Raw genomic sequence first — 17,754 nt, 5'->3', positions numbered from 1 at the left:
GCGGTGGCGAGCTTGGTGCCGGTCGCGGTCCACAGGTCGACGACGTTCTGGCCGGTGTCACTGCCACTGCGGTAGAACTTGATCGCGGTGATTTCGCCGGCCACGTTCGACTGGAACTTGACGCCGACCTCGAGCTGGGAGCCGTCGTTGTAGCTCGTCGGCGTCGGCGTGCTGGCGGGATTGAACAGGCTGTAGGTGGTCGGCGTCGACGTCACGGCGATGCTGAAGGTCTCGGTGGCGGCAAGGCCGCCGAGATCGGTCGCCGTCACCCGCACGCTGTGCGTGGCCGCCGCCGTCGGCGTGCCGCTGAAGGTGCGCGTGCTGGCGTTGAAGCTCAGCCAGCCGGGCAGCGGCGAGCCGTCGGCCAGCGTCGCGCTGTAGGTCAGCGTGTCGCCGCTGTCGACGTCGGTGAAGGTGTTGGCCGGCAGCACCAGCGAGAAGGCCGAGCCGACGCTGGCGTTCTGGTTGGCGGTCTGGGTCGTCAGAACCGGCGCGTCGTTGGCGCCGTGGATGGTGACGGTCAGCGTCGCCGAGGCGGTGGCGCCGGCGGTGTCGCGCATGGTGTAGCTGAAGCTGTCGGTCAGCGTGTTGGTCGACAGCCGCAGCGCCTGAACGGCGGCACTGTTCTCGTTGATGGTGTAGGTGTAGGTGCCCGAGGCGTTCAGCACCAGGCTGCCATAGCTCCCGGCAAGGGCCGTGCCGAGCGTGCCGGCCGTCGCCCCGAAGCTGACCGCGGTGACGGTCTTGGTGTCGCCGGCATCCGGATCGGTGTCGTTGGTGAGCACGTTGCCGCTGGCGACAGACCCGCCAGAGCCGTTCGCCACCCCGCCCCTCTCGGTGGCGTCGCCGCTATCGGCCACCGCCGTCGGCGGCGTGTTGCCCGGCGTCGACGTCACGGCGATGCTGAAGGTCTCGGTGGCGGCAAGGCCGCCGAGATCGGTCGCCGTCACCCGCACGCTGTGCGTGGCCGCCGCCGTCGGCGTGCCGCTGAAGGTGCGCGTGCTGGCGTTGAAGCTCAGCCAGCCGGGCAGCGGCGAGCCGTCGGCCAGCGTCGCGCTGTAGGTCAGCGTGTCGCCGCTGTCGACGTCGGTGAAGGTGTTGGCCGGCAGCACCAGCGAGAAGGCCGAGCCGACGCTGGCGTTCTGGTTGGCGGTCTGGGTCGTCAGAACCGGCGCGTCGTTGGCGCCGTGGATGGTGACGGTCAGCGTCGCCGAGGCGGTGGCGCCGGCGGTGTCGCGCATGGTGTAGCTGAAGCTGTCGGTCAGCGTGTTGGTCGACAGCCGCAGCGCCTGAACGGCGGCACTGTTCTCGTTGATGGTGTAGGTGTAGGTGCCCGAGGCGTTCAGCACCAGGCTGCCATAGCTCCCGGCAAGGGCCGTGCCGAGCGTGCCGGCCGTCGCCCCGAAGCTGACCGCGGTGACGGTCTTGGTGTCGCCGGCATCCGGATCGGTGTCGTTGGTGAGCACGTTGCCGCTGGCGACAGACCCGCCAGAGCCGTTCGCCACCCCGCCCCTCTCGGTGGCGTCGCCGCTGTCGGCCACCGCCGTCGGCGGCGTATTGCCCGACGACCCCGGACTGAAGATCACGTCAACCCAGTAGTTGGCCGCCTGGTAGGTGGCATTCGGGAAAATGCCCGTGCTGGCGTTGCCGCCATAGGCATAGACACCGTTGCCGCCGGAACTGCCGCTCGACAGCGCGGTCAGCGGGCCGTTGGTGACGGCGCCGGTGAAGAAGTTGTTGCTTGCCGTATAGCCACCGGTCGAATGGTACGAGGCGACGTAGGTGGTGTTGGCCGCGATCGCGACGGGTGCGGCAAAGGACACCGTCTGCCAGCCGCTGGCCGAGGTGTTGGTGAAGGTGGCGGTGGCGAGCTTGGTGCCGGTCGCGGTCCACAGGTCGACGACGTTCTGGCCGGTGTCACTGCCACTGCGGTAGAACTTGATCGCGGTGATTTCGCCGGCCACGTTCGACTGGAACTTGACGCCGACCTCGAGCTGGGAGCCGTCGTTGTAGCTCGTCGGCGTCGGCGTGCTGGCGGGATTGAACAGGCTGTAGGTGGTCGGCGTCGACGTCACGGCGATGCTGAAGGTCTCGGTGGCGGCAAGGCCGCCGAGATCGGTCGCCGTCACCCGCACGCTGTGCGTGGCCGCCGCCGTCGGCGTGCCGCTGAAGGTGCGCGTGCTGGCGTTGAAGCTCAGCCAGCCGGGCAGCGGCGAGCCGTCGGCCAGCGTCGCGCTGTAGGTCAGCGTGTCGCCGCTGTCGACGTCGGTGAAGGTGTTGGCCGGCAGCACCAGCGAGAAGGCCGAGCCGACGCTGGCGTTCTGGTTGGCGGTCTGGGTCGTCAGAACCGGCGCGTCGTTGGCGCCGTGGATGGTGACGGTCAGCGTCGCCGAGGCGGTGGCGCCGGCGGTGTCGCGCATGGTGTAGCTGAAGCTGTCGGTCAGCGTGTTGGTCGACAGCCGCAGCGCCTGAACGGCGGCACTGTTCTCGTTGATGGTGTAGGTGTAGGTGCCGGAGGCGTTCAGCACCAGGCTGCCATAGCTCCCGGCAAGGGCCGTGCCGAGCGTGCCGGCCGCCGCCCCGAAGCTGACCGCGGTGACGGTCTTGGTGTCGCCGGCATCCGGATCGGTGTCGTTGGTGAGCACGTTGCCGCTGGCGACAGACCCGCCGGAACCGTTCGCCACCCCGCCCTTCTCGGTGGCGTCGCCGCTATCGGCCACCGCCGTCGGCGGCGTGTTGCCCGGCGTCGACGTCACGGCGATGCTGAAGGTCTCGGTGGCGGTAAGGCCGCCGAGATCGGTCGCCGTCACCCGCACGCTGTGCGTGGCCGCCGCCGTCGGCGTGCCGCTGAAGGTGCGCGTGCTGGCGTTGAAGCTCAGCCAGCCGGGCAGCGGCGAGCCGTCGGCCAGCGTCGCGCTGTAGGTCAGCGTGTCGCCGCTGTCGACGTCGGTGAAGGTGTTGGCCGGCAGCACCAGCGAGAAGGCCGAGCCGACGCTGGCGTTCTGGTTGGCGGTCTGGGTCGTCAGAACCGGCGCGTCGTTGGCGCCGTGGATGGTGACGGTCAGCGTCGCCGAGGCGGTGGCGCCGGCGGTGTCGCGCATGGTGTAGCTGAAGCTGTCGGTCAGCGTGTTGGTCGACAGCCGCAGCGCCTGAACGGCGGCACTGTTCTCGTTGATGGTGTAGGTGTAGGTGCCCGAGGCGTTCAGCACTAGGCTGCCATAGCTCCCGGCAAGGGCCGTGCCGAGCGTGCCGGCCGTCGCCCCGAAGCTGACCGCGGTGACGGTCTTGGTGTCGCCGGCATCCGGATCGGTGTCGTTGGTGAGCACGTTGCCGCTGGCGACAGACCCGCCAGAGCCGTTCGCCACCCCGCCCCTCTCGGTGGCGTCGCCGCTGTCGGCCACCGCCGTCGGCGGCGTGTTGCCCGACGACCCCGGATTGAAGATCACGTCAACCCAGTAGTTGGTCGCCTGGTAGGTGCTGGTCGGGAACTGGCTGGTCCCGCCATAGGCATAGACGCCGTTGCCGCTGGCGGTCGCGGTCAGGGGACCGCTGGTGACATTCGTGGTGAAGTAATTGGCGGTGGTCGAGTAGCGGCCGCCGCTGGTGTGATAGGAGGCCGTGTAGGTCGCGCCAGGCGTCAGCGCCACGGGGCTGGAGAAGTAGGCCGTCTGCCAGCCGCTGGCCGTCTCGTTGGTGAACGTGACCGTCGCCAGCCGGGTGCCGGTGCTCGACCACAGCGAGCCGGTATGGGTGCCCGTGTTCTGGTTGCCCTTGTAGAAGCGGATGCCGCTGACGGTGCCCGCCACCGAGCTCTGGAACCGGACGCCGAGCTCGACGGCGGCGGTGTCGTTGGTGTTGGCCACCGCCGGCGTCGCGGCGCCCGGAAACAGCGAAACATAGCTCGTGCCTCCGACTGTGACCGTGCGCCCTGCGGACGGCGATTCGAGATTGATGCTGTCGTCGACGGCGCGCGAGCGGATCGTATAGGTGCCCGCAACCTGCGGCGACCAGGTATAGGTCCAGTTTTCGTCGCCGATCGCCGGATGCCAGCTCGCGCCGTTGTCGGTCGAGACCTCGACGCCGGCGATCACCCCACCGCCGGCATCGACGGCGGTTCCGGTGATCGTTACGGTCTGCCCGGTGGAAACCGTCCCGGGCACCGTGATGGTGGAGGTCGGCGCGGTCTGGTCGGTCGAGGCGGTGGCGGCGACAAGTCCCGCCTGCAGCGTGCCCGGCTGGATGCCCATATCGGCAAGCAGATTGACCATGGCCTGCTGCACGCGCGGATCGGTCGGGGTGGCCTGAAGGTCGTGATTGTCGCTCAGGCCCCAGGCCCAGTAGACCGTGCCGGCGCCGAACACGAGCGCCCCGCTCGGCGCACGGTAGAGCGTCAGGTTGTGGGTCGACACGCCGTTGCCGGTGGTGTTGCCGTAGTCGAGCAGATAGGTGCTGACGGGGATCGTCGTCGACGACAGCCGCACCAGGCCGGCGGGATCGAAGCCGTTGTCGACCGCCTCGTCCCATTCATAGCCGAGATAGTTTCTGGTCAGCGTCGCCGTCTGCCCGGGCTGGAGGTTGGCGACGCTGGTGTTGCGCCAGAAACGGAGGTTGGCATCGTCGTAGGGAACCGTAATCGACTGCAGGTTGTTGCCAACGTCGTCGACCATGAACAACTGCCCGGTCAGCGAGTTTTCCGGATTTCCGCCGCCGATCGCCGGCGGGCTCAGGCGCGGGTCACGGAAGGTCCCGGTCCACTCGTTCGACGGATCGATGCTGCTGCTGGGCGACCAGGTTTCCTTGTAGGAGATCAGCGTTCGGTAGGGCGTCGCGTCGCTGCTGTAGCTGTTGCCCCAGCGGGTACGCCAGTAGACCTCGTTGCCGCTCCAGAACTGCAGGTTGACGCCGGCGTCGCGCGCGGCCTCGACATTGGCGCGCTGCTGGCCCGACCAGTACTCGTCATGCCCCACGTCCAGGTACATCTTGTGGTTCAGCAACAGATGACCATAACGGTCGACATCGACGCCCGACAGGTAGGAGACGTCGTAGCCGTTCTGTTCGAGCCAATAGATCCCGGCATACTCGGCGCCGAAGAGGTAGTCCTGGGGCCCGGCAAAGGTCCCGACATTGCCGCGCGTCGCGATCGGCCGGTTGTAGCTGACGGCATAGGCGCGCCCGGCGCCCTGCCCCGTCGCCGGGCCGTTGCCGCCGTAGAAGTTCGCCCCGCCCCAGCCGTTATAGGCCTGCCATGTCTGGTCGGCGGTCTGGAAGACAATGTCGCTTGTGCTGTCGTCATCGCGGACGATAAACGGAATGTGGTTTTCCCCGGCCGTCCCGTCCTGGCGCACGAGCTTGGCGATGTAGACGCCGGAGACGGCATCCTCCGGCACGTCCCAGGACGCCGAGACGGCCCAGTTGCCGGCGTCGACCGTGCCGGTCGCCGCGTTGCGCAGGGGCGCGGGCTGCGTCTGTAGGCCGGTGCGCTGCAGCGTGGCCACCTTTCGTGCCCCCATGCCGCCGTAGTAGCCGAGCCGGTAGATATCGATGCGGTAGTTCGTGGAGTTGGTGTTGATCTTGAAGCTGATTGTGTTGCCGTTGTCGACGCTGATGTCGGTAGCAAAGCCTTCGATGTTAGACGATCCGGCGCCGACGATTCCCCACTCGCTCTCCGGATTGCCCTGCTTCTGGTTCTCCAGAACGATCGGATTGATGGCCGTGGCGGCGGCCGCCAGTTCCTGCGACAGCGCCCGCTGCAGCGGGGCCGTCTGCGTGGTGACCGAACCCGAGAGGATGCCGATCCCCTTGGAGGTCGAACCGGTTCCGGTCTCGCCGCCGCCGGGCAACGTCCCGGTCCATACCTCCGATTGACGCCAACTCGCCGTGCCCGTCCAGTCCTCGAGGGGCGATACGTCCCGATCCAGCAGCGGATCGCTGACCGAGGCACCGATGGTCGCTCCGGTCACGACATGGTCCGGTCCCTCGACCGGTCGCGTCCCCGGCAGTTGCCCGTCCGCCCCGATGAGGCCGACGCCTGGCGCCAAATCCAGGATCCGGGTCGGATTGTTGAAGTAACCGCAGCCGCAAACCCCGAACGGCAACCCCAATGCCAGGAAGGAATGGGGCCCGCCCTGGTCCATCGCCGTCTTTGCCGACGGCGTGGCGGCATGGATGACCTTCACGCGCGAGCCGGCCGTCTCCGATGTCGGGAGCGCCTCCAGCGCTTCCGGCCCGCCCGAGGACTTTCCGTCCTCCGGCGCAGCCGGGGCGATATGCGGCGAGTGCCACCTTGGACGATCGGCACCAACCGGCCCAATGTCGCCCGCCAAGGCCGACAGATGCTGTGCCCTCGTCCGAAGCAGTTCCGCAGCCTGCTCCGTCGCGGCGTGCGCGGTGGCGACCAGTTGTGCCAGTGGTGCCCTGACCTGGCCGATGGACTCGATCTGCCGGCGCGCCTCCGCGGTCAGATCCCCGATCTCGGCGTGGTAATGCTGATGGCCGCGGGCCCGATCGACAAAGGGGCCATGCCCAAGCCGGTGGGTGAAATGCCGCGCCGGCGCCGGATGCGGGCTCCCGTCGCGGTCCTGAATGCCGGCGCGTGACCAAGCCTTGCCACCCACGGCCAGCCAGTTGAGTACTGACGAGTCGACCAGAATTGCGCGGAAATCCCACCAACGATCATCGCCATGCATGAGATGACCCTCTGCGAAACTAAAGTGGAGCACGCAGGGCAAACGTCCGATGAGGACCATCCGTACGGATGGTCTCGTGACGGCCTGAGACAGAATAGCGGAAATGGCCGCCAATATAATCTAGCTATTTCGATTGAGACCGAAAGATTGATAGCCGGGCGGTGCCGATCGAAGCCCATCTGCGCTACGGGCAGGATCCGTGCGGAAGCCACTTCTTCTGCAACCGAAACAACAAAATCGGCACGGCCGGACATTTGCCAGCGGACAACGAACCGGGCATTCCCCATATGGGGAATGCTTCCAGCGCCGCTTCGTTGCAAGAAGCCGGCATGGAAGCCATGACCATCGAAATTCCGGTACCGACCGCACCGCCAAAGATCTCTGCGATCGGATCGCCGGGGGCTGTTGCCATCCGGCCATGGACTCCGCAGATGACCTCCCATCGAACTCGCTCACCTTACGTTAATCACTGGGGACAATATGATGAAACTAGCTGCCATCGCAGCGGCAATGCTGCTGTCATCCACCGCGGCATTTGCGGCCGACCTTTCCGCGCCGGAGCAGGCCATCCCGACGGCCTTTGACTGGTCGGGCTTCTATATCGGTGGCCAGCTCGGATATGGTTCCGGCGATATTTCCACCGACCTTGACGACCTGGTCGGCCTTCCGATCGACGTCGGGGTGGACGTGGATGGCTTCGTCGGCGGCGCCTATGCCGGATGGAATTTCCAGCATGACCAGTTCGTCTACGGCGTTGAGACGGACTTCAACTTCTCGGACGTCAACGAAGACTTCGACGTCGAGGCGCTCGGGGCCCCCGCCGGGTCCAGCGCGAGCATCGAATACGACTGGTTCGGCTCGACCCGCGCCCGCTTCGGCATCGCCGCCGACAGGTTCCTCGCCTTTGCAACGGCCGGTGTTTCCTATGCGAAGGCAAAAGCCGAGGCCGAGGATCCGGCGGTCGGCAGCTTCAGCGAGAGCGAAACCTATGTCGGCTGGACCGCCGGTGCCGGCCTCGAATACGCCTTCACCAACAACCTGGTCGGTCGTGCGGAATACCGCTACTACGATTTCGGCTCGAAGGACTGGGGAACCGAAGACGCCTTCGGCACTGCGATCGATTTCGATGCCACGCTGCACACGGGCACCATCGGCATCGCCTACAAGTTCTGATCCTCCCACCGCCAAGGGAGCTCCGCTTCGGCGGGGCTCCCGCGACAGCCAATGTCCACGGTCGACCTGCGCGATCGTGCAGAATTTCCGCCCCTGCGAGCCGGCCTGTTGACCCCATCCGACGGTCAAGGTCGCGCAAGGCCTTTCGCGTCGCAATGGCCTGCCCCGCCGAAGACTGCCAGTCCGGCACGCCAGCCCTACCCCTGATCAGCGAGCAGGCCGGCGACCGCGCGGCGCCACCGCAGCTGGCAACAGGCGCTTGACCCTCAGATCCCGGTCAGGAAGCAGAACCGCTCAAGACGGGAGACCAGGGCCTTCTGGCTCGAAACACCGCATTTCGCCATCGCCGCCTTGAGCTGCTTGCGCGCCGTGTCGACGGCGATGCCACTGTCGCGGGCGTGCTCTTCCAAAGAGCGCCCGGTGGCGACGGCGGCAACCGCGGCGCATTCGGCGCCGGTGATGCCGAACAATACGCCAAAGCGCCGCACCTCCTGCGCACCGATGATCAGGTCTTGCGAGAGCGGCGCGATCATCATCACCACAGTCGGGTTGCCGTGAACCGCCACCGCCGACAGAACCGGGTCTGCCGTCGTCAGACGAACCCCGTATTGGTCAAGGGTCAGCGGGTCGACGGCAAGAAACTCGGCCGACCGCCCCTCCTCGCGCGACATCAGCCGATGGTGGGCCTCCTGCCAGGCGGTCTCGGACGCCCGGTCAACAAAGGACAGCTGTCCATGGCGCAGGCGGAGGAGGCCGCTGCGGACTTGCTCCTCGACAGTGCTGTTGGCGAACAGCAGCCTCCGCCCCTCACCCAGGATCACGACGCCCTTGCCGGAACGGGCCCAAAGCTCGCCAAGCGCCGTACGGTGCATCTGAACTTCCATATTGGCGGTATGGAAGCGCACTGCGTGACGCAACTGCGGCAGCAGCCTGCCGAGCCTGCCGAGCTGTTCCGGATCGAACGGCCTGGAGTCGTCTCGGGGCGCGACACCGAACCCGGCGAAGATCGAATCGGCAGACAGCAACGCAATCGCCTGGTTGCGCATGCCGCTGACGGCAAGAAGTTCGTTGTAGATGGCGCCCGATCGCTTCTCCTCTTCGGTGAGCACATGGTGCTCCAGAAGCAGGGTGTTCACCGGCGTCTTCAAGATGCGCGGGATCCGCGGATCGACGGTGATGTAATCATTGGCGTAGCGGGCGTAGGCGCCTTCATCGACACGCTCGAAATGCATGTCGACCGGTGATGCCCCGGGCTTCTCGATCAGGACCAGATTGACGGCAGCGCCATTGATGTGGTCCGAGAGGCGTCCCAGGCACTCGGCCCACTGCCCGGGATCAAGTGCGGCCTCGAAGAACCCGTCGATGATGGCTTGCTCGTCAGACACGCTTTGCTTCATGAATGAACTATAAATTAGCGAATTAACGCAACGTAAGGCAGGGCGCGGTCTCCGTCCAGCCCAAGACCGTTCGGCTTTCGCAAGAAAGGTCATTGACGCGCCAGTCGTGGTTGAGCATGCCGGCTTGGCCGCAGGTCACGGCCATCTTCATCGTGATGCGCGCGACCATCGTCGTGTCTGACCGGGCGGCGGCAGAGGAAGTCTGCCGCCTGTGGCCGGGCCGGGCTCAGCCGGGACAAGCGCGTGAAGGCGGGCGGCAAGGCCGCCCGCCAACTGGCTCACGCCGACCGATACTCCTTCGACTTGAAGGTGAGATGCGCGACGTTGCGCGGCGCATCCGCGATCTTGCGGATATCGCCCCAGGTCTGCTTGTAGTTCGGCAGGATCAGTTCGTTGGTCCCGGCGTTGACCACATTACCCTGCACGCCGGTCGGATAACCGAACAGCATGAAGGTTTCGCCGCGCCGCGCCGTCGGCGTCGGGTAGACCATGGCCTGGGTGGCGCCGGAGTCGTTGTAGACCTCCACCAGATCGCCCTCCTTGATGCCCGCTTCGGCCATGTCCTCCGGGTTCATCTCGATGAAGGGATAGGGCCAACGATCCATGACGAAATCGTTCTCCTGATCGAGATAGGCGGACTGCCAGACGGTGTTCGCCCGCCCATTGTTGATCAGGAACTTGAACTTCTCCTTCTGTTCCTGCTTGCCGGGGGCCTCGAGGCCGCGCCACTGCGACGCCATGAACTTCGCCTTGCCGTCATCGGTGCCGAACCTGCCGTCTTCGTAGAGGCGCTTGGTGCCGATCAGCTTGCCGTTCTCGTAGCCGACGGGCGGCTCCTGCACGCCGTTGTTGCCCGCTTCGCGCAGCCGCTCATAGGTGACAAACTCGCCGCCCTTGGCCACCTTGTGGAAGCCGTCCAGGAAGGCATCCTCCTCGGTCTGCCAGTCGAAACCCTTGAACTGGTCCGCCAGGGCGGCGTCGCCCATCTCTCGCAGCACGCGCTCCATGTTGTTGGCGATGCGCGCGGCAATCAGGCAGTCCGGCATCGCCTGGCCGGGCGGGTCCATGTACCGTTCGGTCAGCCGCATCCGGCGCTCGCCGTTCATCGACGTCAGGTTCATCTCGCCTGAAGTCGCGGCCGGCAGGACGACGTGGCAGGCCTGGCCGATCTTCGTCGGGATGATGTCGACGTTGACGGCAAAGAGGCCGCCGGCATTGATGGCGTCGACAATCGCCTTGACCATGGCCTCGCGGTCACCGTAGGGCACCGCGCTCATCGCGTCCTTCACCATGTCGGTGCGCTTCTTGTAGACCTGCTTGAACTGGCTTGCGTTCAGCGTGGTCTTGTAGTGGTCGCAGCCCCAGATGTGATGCACACCGCCTCCGCCGTTGATCAGCAACTGGTCGACATAGGGCGCCGGCCGGCCGATGAAGGCGTCGGAGGGCCGGGCATAGCCCTCCTGGTGGCCGCCGAGCCGGACACAGCCACCACCGGGACGGCCGATGTTGCCGGTGGCGAGCGCGATGTTCACCAGCGCGGCGTTGGTGCGATAGTTGTCGTTGCCCCAGATCAGCCCCTTTTCGTAGGGCAGCATGGTGCGCCGGCGTTTGCCATCGGCCTTCGGCTCGGCGATCCATTGCGCCGCCTTCTCGATGTCCGCGGCCGACACGCCGCAGATCTCCGCGGCCTGGTCCAGCGTTGTCCTGTTGGCCGCGACGGCGTCCTCGAAGCCCGTCGTACTGGCATCGACAAAGGCCTGGTCGACCCAGCCCTTGTCGACGATATAGGTGAAGAGCGCGTTGAAGAGCGCAAGATCGGTGCCGGAATTGATCGCGAGATGCAGGACGTTGTCCTTGCCGGCCTCCGCCTCCGCCGCATTGACGGTGACGGTGCGGCGCGGATCGACGAAGACGATGCGTGCCGGCGGATGCTCCTCGCCCGGCAACTGCTCTTCTTTCTTGGCCGCCGAGGTCCCTCGGAGGTTCGGCACCCAGTGGTTGAGGAAGTAATTTGTCTGGGTTTCGAGCGGATTGGCGCCGACGCAGAAGATTGTATCGGCAAGTTCGGCATCCTCGTAGCAGTTGTTGAGTTCGCCCACCCCCATGTCACGGGTGGCGTGGACCTCGGAGTTATACGCCGGGCGGTTGTGGATGCGGATGTTCTTGATCTTCATCGCCTCGAAGTAGAGCTTGCCCGTACCCCAGGTGTTCTCGTAACCGCCGCCGGCGCCGCCGTGGTCATAGGCCGAGACGAACAGCGCATCCTCGCCCTTTTCCTTGACAATCGCCGCCGTGACGCGCGCGACGAGATCGAGCGCATCGTCCCAGCTCGTTGGCTGCATCTGGCCGTAGCGCCAGACGAGAGGGTCCGTGAGCCGCTGCTGCTGCGTGTTGCGCGCCTCCGAGAAGCTCATTTCCGCCATGCGCGCGCCGCGCACCGAGCCGAGGCCGGAATTGACGGCACATTCGTGGTCCGGCTTGATGACGATGTGCACGTCCTGGCCGTCCTGCTTCACCATGTTGTACATGGAGGGCGAATACCATGCGTCGGTTTGCGCAGGCTGCTGTCTCGAGAGGTCGACGCCGAAGACGTTGCCGTCCGGGGCAGAGCCGCCCTGTTTGTTAGCCGGCCAAGTATAGGCGTGGTAGCCACAGCCGACGATGCAGTAGTGGCAGGTGACGTTGTGTTTCGTGGCGTCCGCGGGAATGATCGGCAGACGGTCGATGCGACGCTTGTAAGCCATGATATCGTCCCCTCAGAGCACGTTGGACAGGCGGCCATAGATCAGTTCATCGACGCCCTCGGCGAAGATGTCCCCGTTCTCGGCGACGCGCAGCACATATTGCGGAAGGTTCTCGGTCGACTGCCCCCAGACCTGCTGGCCGCCGCGCTCGGGATCGAACACCGAGTAGTGCCCTGGACAGTTGAAGGTCCTCTCGTCCGCCGAGTAGCTGAGCGGAAAGCCTTGATGCGGACAGACGGTCGAGAAGCCAACGATATCGCCGTCGGGTCCGACCCCGCCCTCGACGCGGGTCCCCAGCTTCAGCAGCACACCGGTCGCCTCGTCGTCCGGATAGGCGACGTCGAGCGGCTCGTTTACCTTCAGGTCGGCGACGTTGGCGAGGCGGTTCGACGGATACAGGACACCGGCAGACGGCAGGGCCGCCTTGGCCTGCGGTGCCGAGCCGGTCGCCGCGACGGTGACGCTGGCGGCGGCCAACGCTCCTCCGCGCAGGAATTGACGACGGCCGACGTCGATGATGGTGCGACAGCTCTTCATTGCAACCCTCCCAGATCTTAAAAGTGCCTGAGAAGGCGGGCGCAAGTGTCATGCCAACCGGTCAACCAACTGAACAAGCGTCACTTTTTTCGGGAGATCAGCAAGAGTCGAACCTGGACGTTCGGGAAGGCGAACATCATCGCACCCGCCGTGTTCGGCTTTCCGAACGTGAGCCGCCCCCGACACCGTAGCGCGTCATTTTTTCCCAGAGCGTCGTTCGCGATATCCCGAGGCTCTTGGCCGCCAGTGCGATCTGCCCGCCGGTGGCCGACAACGCCCTCAGAATCTGGCGCTTCTCCGCGGCGTCGCGCGCATCCGAAAGGGTCTCCGTTTCATCTATCGCCGTCTCGCCCGGAACCTCCGGGAAGATGTCGGCCGGCATCAGCAGCGGGCTGTCCGAAAGGGCCACGGCCCGTTCCAGCCGGTTTCGCAGCTCGCGGGCATTGCCCGGCCAGGCGTGCCCCAGCATCGCCTGCTCGGCGAGTGCGCTGATTCCGCGGACCGGCGTCTCCCTGGCATCGACGATGCCCTCGACGAACATCTGCGCCAGCCACAGGATATCCTGCGGCCGCTCCCTTAGCGGCAACAGGACCAGCGGCAGCGCGGCAAGCCGATGATAAAGGTCCTGGCGGAAGCCGCCCCTGGACGTCGTGGCGATGTCCTGGTGAGTCGCGCAGACGACGCGAGCCTTGAACGGAATAGGGCTTTCGCTCCCGAGGCGGTAAAAGGTGCCGTCCTCCAGAAGACGCAGCAATTTCGCCTGCAGCGGGGTCGGCATGTCGCCGATCTCGTCGAGGAACAGAATTCCCTCGCCCGCCCGTTCGGCATAGCCGCGATGCCGTTGATGGGCGCCGGTGAAGGCCCCCTTTTCGTGACCGAACAGCTCGCTCTCCAGAAGCTCGGCCGGTATCGCCGCGCAGTTCACCGCCATGAACGGGGCAGCGCTGCGCCCGGAGACGCGGTGCAGGAAGCGGGCGCACACTTCCTTGCCCGTGCCGGTATCGCCCTGTATGAGAACGGGCAGGCGGTGATCTGCATATCGGCGCAGGATCGACTCGGCCTGCTGCATCGACGGCGACACGCCGAGCACCGGCTCGCCCGTGGCCGTGCCCGTCAGCCTCGCGCTCGACGAAATGCGGTCGAGAAGCCTGGTCATGTCGAACGGCTTTGTGATGAAATCGACGGCCCCGCTTCGCATCAGGCGCACGGCCTGGTCGATGTCGGCATAGCCGGACATGAACAGAAAGGGCGTCGATCGCATCTGCGCGCTCTTTTCGAAAACGGCTTCGCCACTCATGTCGGGCAGCCTGATGTCGCAGATGACGAGGTCGACCCCGTCGATGCCGCTCGCAAGCTCCCGCAGCGCCTCTTCGCCACGCGTCCACCACTTCACCTTGTGCCCTTCGAGCGAAAGGCTCCGAACCAGCGATTCGCCCATGATTGGGTCATCTTCGAGCAGGCCGATCCGCACTGCGTCATGCTGCATCGTTGATTTCCTCCCTCTTGCCTAGCGGCAGGTGAAGCTCGATCAGGGTGTCGCCGCCGCCTCCCGATTGCACGACGATCTTGCCCTGCGCCTCCTCGACCATCTGCCGCACCATCCACAGCCCAAGGCCGCGCCCGGCCGCGCCGGCCGGGCCGGGATCGGGAGAGGTCAGGATTTTCATCGCCGGGTCCGACAACCCCGGCCCGGTGTCGCTGACCGCCAGCACCAACGTGCCGCCCTTGCCGTCCAGCCGGGCCGACACGGCGATCTTCCCCCCCTCGCCGGCGGCGGCGCTGGCATTCAGCACAAGGTTCAGCATGGCTTGGCGGACGGCCGCCCCCGAAAGCGAGGCGAGCGACGGCGCCTCGGGACATCGCGACCAGTGGAGCTGCTGGCGCCGGCGCGAAATCTCGGGCCCGACCAGCAGGCAGACGTCGTCCAGGTCCTGCAGGCACAGGGGGCCGGACCGCTCCGGACGGTAGGTCGCGAGCGCCGCGCGCACGACATCGCGAATTCCGGTCAGGCCGCGCTCCAGCAGCGAGAGGGTGCTGTCACGAACCGCAGGGTCAGCACCGTGGCGCCGCAGCGTGTCGATGGAATTGAAAAGGCCACCCAGTGGATTGTTGATTTCGTGCGCCATGCCGGAGGCGAGCCGTCCGAGGCTCGCCATCTTCTCCTCCTCGGCAAGGCGCCGGGTCAGCGCGCCACGCTCACGCTCGGCCTCGACCAGCGCGTTGAAGCCGTGAAAGAGGTTGGCGAACTCCCCCTCGCGTCGGGGAAAATCGGCAATCGCGATCGTCTGCGGCGCGCCCCTGGCGCCCGAACGCATGTGGTCGGCCAGCGTCTTGACCGGCTGCACCATGCGCCTTGCGAGCAGATAGCCGATTGCGGCAAAGCTCAACGCCAGGCCCGCGTTCGTCGCCAGCAGCGTGTTCAGGACCTCGCGACGCTCGGCGGTGAGATGTGCTATCTCGAAGGAGGAGTGAATCGCGCCGATGCTCCGGCCCTGATAGACCAGTGGCCGGCGGGCGAAGCCGGTTTTCAAGGCCCAGTCGACCTCGACCCGGCCATTGCCAACATCCCTCTGTACGTATTCCGCCGGCAGGTTCGATAGCGGCGCGACCCGCCCGGGGTCGGTGGAAGCGAGTACGCGGCCGTCCCGACCCGTCACCACCGTCTCGATCGGGGCGACGGCGCCGTACATTGCGCGGGTCCGGTCCAGCACGTCATAGGCTTCCCAGATGTCATCCCTCAGCACGGCCGGAACGAGCGCCGTCGACAGTCCGTCGAGATAGGTGTCGACGACGCTGCGCAGCGCATGCTCCTGCGTCGCATAGAGCCGCGTGAGGACCCGCTCGGAGAGAACGACGCTGATGATGATCATCAGCGTTGCCACCAGTGCCGGCACGCGAATCGTCAGGGGAATGCTGCGCAGCCGGTGAAAAGCGCTCATCCGAGCCTCCGAACCAGCTTCATGTTCTCAGCAATGCTGTCAAAGATCGCATCCGGCGCATCGACGAAGCCGTCGAGCCGCAATCGCTTCAGCACACGGCTCCCCGTGGCGTGCAGGTGCATCTCAAGAAGCGCCTTGCGCAACAACGGCTGAACACCCGGATATTGCGGACGCGCGGGTGCGGCGATCGGCGGAAACCCGTGCCAATCGCTCTTCGTGATGACCTTTGTCTGCGACACGAGGTCCGGCTCGAGCTCGCCCATCACCTCCCAGACATAGCCGTCGACGCTGCCGGAGTTGGCCAGCCCCGAGGCGACGGCGCGGATGACGTTGCGGTGGCCATAGGTATAGAAGAACCGCCGGAAGAAGCTTTCTTCGCTCTCGCCGCGCGCCGCGAGTCCGGCCTTCGTCACCAGATAGCCGGAGTTGGAATCCGGGTCGGAGAACGCATGAATGTCGCCGCGGCAATCCAACAGGCTGCGGGCACCACGATCGGCGCCGACGATCAGATAGGCCTGGTAGAGGGGTTGGCCCCGCCAAAGCGGCACGCCAACGAGCGACAGCTCGTCGTGAAACTTCTTGTAGGGATAACCGCAGATCCATGCAGCGTCGAGACTGCCGGACACCAGCAGGGCGGTCACCTCCTGATAGGTCCGCTGCGTCACCAGCTCGACCGTGTGGCCTGTCGCCGTCGCCAAGTAGATCTGGAGCTCGTCGAGCACCTCGAGGTCGTTCAGCAGGAAGACCGGCGTCAAGCCGAAACGGATCGGCGGCCGATCTGCCCCCCGAGCTGCCACGGCCGGAGCTGCGGTGGACATGAGGCCGGCACCCAGCGCACCGACGAAGGCCCGCCGCGTCAGTGCGTCGATGTCCGTGCGAGCGTGTTCGTCGAGCTTGTCCGTTGTCATGAAACCCTCCCGGTCCGTCTCCCCACGGACCGCGCCCCTCCGACAACACTAGGCCGCACTTTAGGCCGAAGATTTTCAAAGTAAAATGGCAAGGACAAAGAGGCGCGTCTCGTAAGACCGGGCAACACCGCCTTCCTGCCCGTATCGGCCTTCGGGCGACGGGTGGCAGACGCGGCAGGCGGCCGATGGGACTGAGGGTGCGAAAACGATGCTGCTCTCATCGACCATCGAACCTGCCGACGCAGAGGTTAGCGCCAGGCTTCCCTGTGCCCGCAACTCGACCGGCCGCGGCCGGCTCAAAGAAGTCTCGATCACCAAGAGGCTGCCATGCGTCGCCATTCCGCCCCTCCCGGGACTGCCAGTCTAATGGCATCTGGCACGCCGCTGTTGCGCCACCGGCGGTCAGCCCAATGTGCCCGCAAATCGCTCTGGCCATTTCTCGCGTTGAAAGACGGTGCTGATGAAATCGATGAACACACGCGTCTTTGATGGAAGCAGGGTCCGGCTGGCATAGTAAATCGAGATCGGACCGGCATCCGCGTACCAAGCAGGTATCAGGCGGACAAGCTTGCCACTCTCCAGGTAGGGCAAGGCATCCGGCTTCGCGACCAAGGCCACGCCAAGTCCCAGGACCGCTGCCGAGCGCATCGCGGCCGGGTCGTTGACGACGATCCTTTCCTTCAACGCCGCTGGGTGCTCGTCACCTGCAACGTCTCGCATCTGCCATTGTCGAATTCGGCCTGTCCGCATCGAGCGCATGACGATCCCGTCCAGCTCTATCAGGCCGGACGGGTCATGCGGCGGAACGCGGTCCCGCATATAGGACGGCGAGGCAACCGCAATGATGTGGGCCGAGGCGAGTGTCTTCGCAATGATGCCCGGCGTCAGCTCGAAGCCGCCACCGATCGCCGCGTCGTACCCCTCGGCGATCAGGTCCACCTGCCGATTCTCGAAGTTCCATTCCGGTCTGACCAAGGGATAGCGGTGCATGAATTCGGGTAAGGTTGGAAGAATGTACTCAACGCCGAATGTGGGGCTCATGCTGAGTCTGAGCACGCCTGCCGGTTCGACCTGTTCATTGGACGTCTCGGCAATCGCGCCCTGAAGGTTCTCCAGATGGTCACGGATCGAAAGAAGAAAGCGCTCGCCCGCCTCCGTCAGTGTCAGGCTCCGCGTACTGCGCTGGAAGAGCCGGAGCTTCAGGTTGGCTTCGAGCGTGGCGACGTTTCTGCTGACCGCCGCGGGAGTCAAACCCAGTCTGCGTGCCGCCGAAGAAAAGCTGCCAAGTTCCGCGCTGCGGACGAAGGATTCCAGGTTAGCCAGCGTTTCCATGCGCTTCTTTCAATGAACGCTTGAAATTAATAACAGCC

At 65.7% G+C, this 17,754-nt stretch carries 10 protein-coding genes; 1 reads left to right on the top strand and 9 read right to left on the bottom strand.

All coding sequences use genetic code 11. The features are described 5' to 3' along the window. Positions 1–6,686: DUF4082 domain-containing protein (locus tag ACXAGF_RS20345; RefSeq protein WP_475019176.1), on the bottom strand; the 6,686-nt coding region annotated here is incomplete at its 3' end. 184 nt (positions 6,687–6,870) lie between these two features. Further along, on the bottom strand, positions 6,871–7,098 hold the full coding sequence (locus ACXAGF_RS20340) for a hypothetical protein (RefSeq protein WP_475019175.1): 228 nt from the start codon (positions 7,096–7,098) through the stop codon (positions 6,871–6,873). Between the two features lie 71 nt (positions 7,099–7,169). Between ACXAGF_RS20340 and ACXAGF_RS20335 the strand changes: the two genes are divergently transcribed. Further along, positions 7,170–7,859, top strand: coding sequence for an outer membrane protein (locus tag ACXAGF_RS20335; protein WP_475019174.1), 690 nt, complete (start codon positions 7,170–7,172; stop codon positions 7,857–7,859). Positions 7,860–8,125: 266 nt separating this feature from the next. On the opposite strand, the gene ACXAGF_RS20330 is transcribed toward ACXAGF_RS20335, so the two are convergent. From ACXAGF_RS20330 to ACXAGF_RS20300, 7 genes are all read right to left on the bottom strand, one after another. After that, positions 8,126–9,349 (bottom strand): helix-turn-helix transcriptional regulator, encoded by a 1,224-nt coding sequence (locus ACXAGF_RS20330; RefSeq protein WP_475019173.1) that lies wholly within the window; start codon positions 9,347–9,349, stop codon positions 8,126–8,128. A gap of 185 nt (positions 9,350–9,534) precedes the next feature. After that, the gene (locus ACXAGF_RS20325) at positions 9,535–12,000 is read right to left on the bottom strand and encodes an arsenate reductase (azurin) large subunit (protein ID WP_475019172.1); all 2,466 of its coding nucleotides are present in this window, start codon (positions 11,998–12,000) and stop codon (positions 9,535–9,537) included. A 12-nt stretch (positions 12,001–12,012) separates the two neighbouring features. After that, positions 12,013–12,537, bottom strand: a complete 525-nt coding sequence (locus ACXAGF_RS20320) for an arsenate reductase (azurin) small subunit (RefSeq protein WP_475019171.1) — start codon at positions 12,535–12,537, stop codon at positions 12,013–12,015. Between the two features lie 136 nt (positions 12,538–12,673). Beyond that, the gene (gene aioR, locus ACXAGF_RS20315) at positions 12,674–14,023 is read right to left on the bottom strand and encodes an arsenic response regulator transcription factor AioR (RefSeq protein ID WP_475019170.1); all 1,350 of its coding nucleotides are present in this window, start codon (positions 14,021–14,023) and stop codon (positions 12,674–12,676) included. Then, complete coding sequence (locus ACXAGF_RS20310) at positions 14,013–15,476, bottom strand: sensor histidine kinase (protein WP_475019169.1); 1,464 nt, start codon at positions 15,474–15,476, stop codon at positions 14,013–14,015. The genes aioR and ACXAGF_RS20310 overlap by 11 nt, the downstream gene beginning before the upstream one ends. Then, positions 15,473–16,384: a substrate-binding domain-containing protein gene (locus ACXAGF_RS20305; RefSeq protein WP_475019167.1), complete on the bottom strand. Its 912-nt coding sequence runs from the start codon at positions 16,382–16,384 to the stop codon at positions 15,473–15,475. Before ACXAGF_RS20305 ends, ACXAGF_RS20310 begins: the two co-directional genes overlap by 4 nt. A gap of 402 nt (positions 16,385–16,786) precedes the next feature. After that, positions 16,787–17,716, bottom strand: a complete 930-nt coding sequence (locus ACXAGF_RS20300) for a LysR substrate-binding domain-containing protein (protein WP_475019166.1) — start codon at positions 17,714–17,716, stop codon at positions 16,787–16,789. Positions 17,717–17,754: the final 38 nt, after the last annotated feature.

The organism is Mycoplana sp. ABR4_002 (assembly GCF_056159645.1).
Note: the sequence above shows the minus strand (reverse complement) of the source record. Positions and strands in the feature narration are given on the sequence as shown.

What these genes read in the sequence shown, in the direction of transcription:
- ACXAGF_RS20340 (WP_475019175.1), bottom strand. Translation starts at nt 7,098, where the DNA reads ATGGCAACAGCCCCCGGCGATCCGATCGCAGAGATCTTTGGCGGTGCG.
- ACXAGF_RS20335 (WP_475019174.1), top strand. Translation starts at nt 7,170, where the DNA reads ATGAAACTAGCTGCCATCGCAGCGGCAATGCTGCTGTCATCCACCGCG.
- ACXAGF_RS20330 (WP_475019173.1), bottom strand. Translation starts at nt 9,349, where the DNA reads ATGACCTTTCTTGCGAAAGCCGAACGGTCTTGGGCTGGACGGAGACCG.
- ACXAGF_RS20325 (WP_475019172.1), bottom strand. Translation starts at nt 12,000, where the DNA reads ATGGCTTACAAGCGTCGCATCGACCGTCTGCCGATCATTCCCGCGGAC.
- ACXAGF_RS20320 (WP_475019171.1), bottom strand. Translation starts at nt 12,537, where the DNA reads ATGAAGAGCTGTCGCACCATCATCGACGTCGGCCGTCGTCAATTCCTG.
- aioR (WP_475019170.1), bottom strand. Translation starts at nt 14,023, where the DNA reads ATGCAGCATGACGCAGTGCGGATCGGCCTGCTCGAAGATGACCCAATC.
- ACXAGF_RS20310 (WP_475019169.1), bottom strand. Translation starts at nt 15,476, where the DNA reads ATGAGCGCTTTTCACCGGCTGCGCAGCATTCCCCTGACGATTCGCGTG.
- ACXAGF_RS20305 (WP_475019167.1), bottom strand. Translation starts at nt 16,384, where the DNA reads ATGACAACGGACAAGCTCGACGAACACGCTCGCACGGACATCGACGCA.
- ACXAGF_RS20300 (WP_475019166.1), bottom strand. Translation starts at nt 17,716, where the DNA reads ATGGAAACGCTGGCTAACCTGGAATCCTTCGTCCGCAGCGCGGAACTT.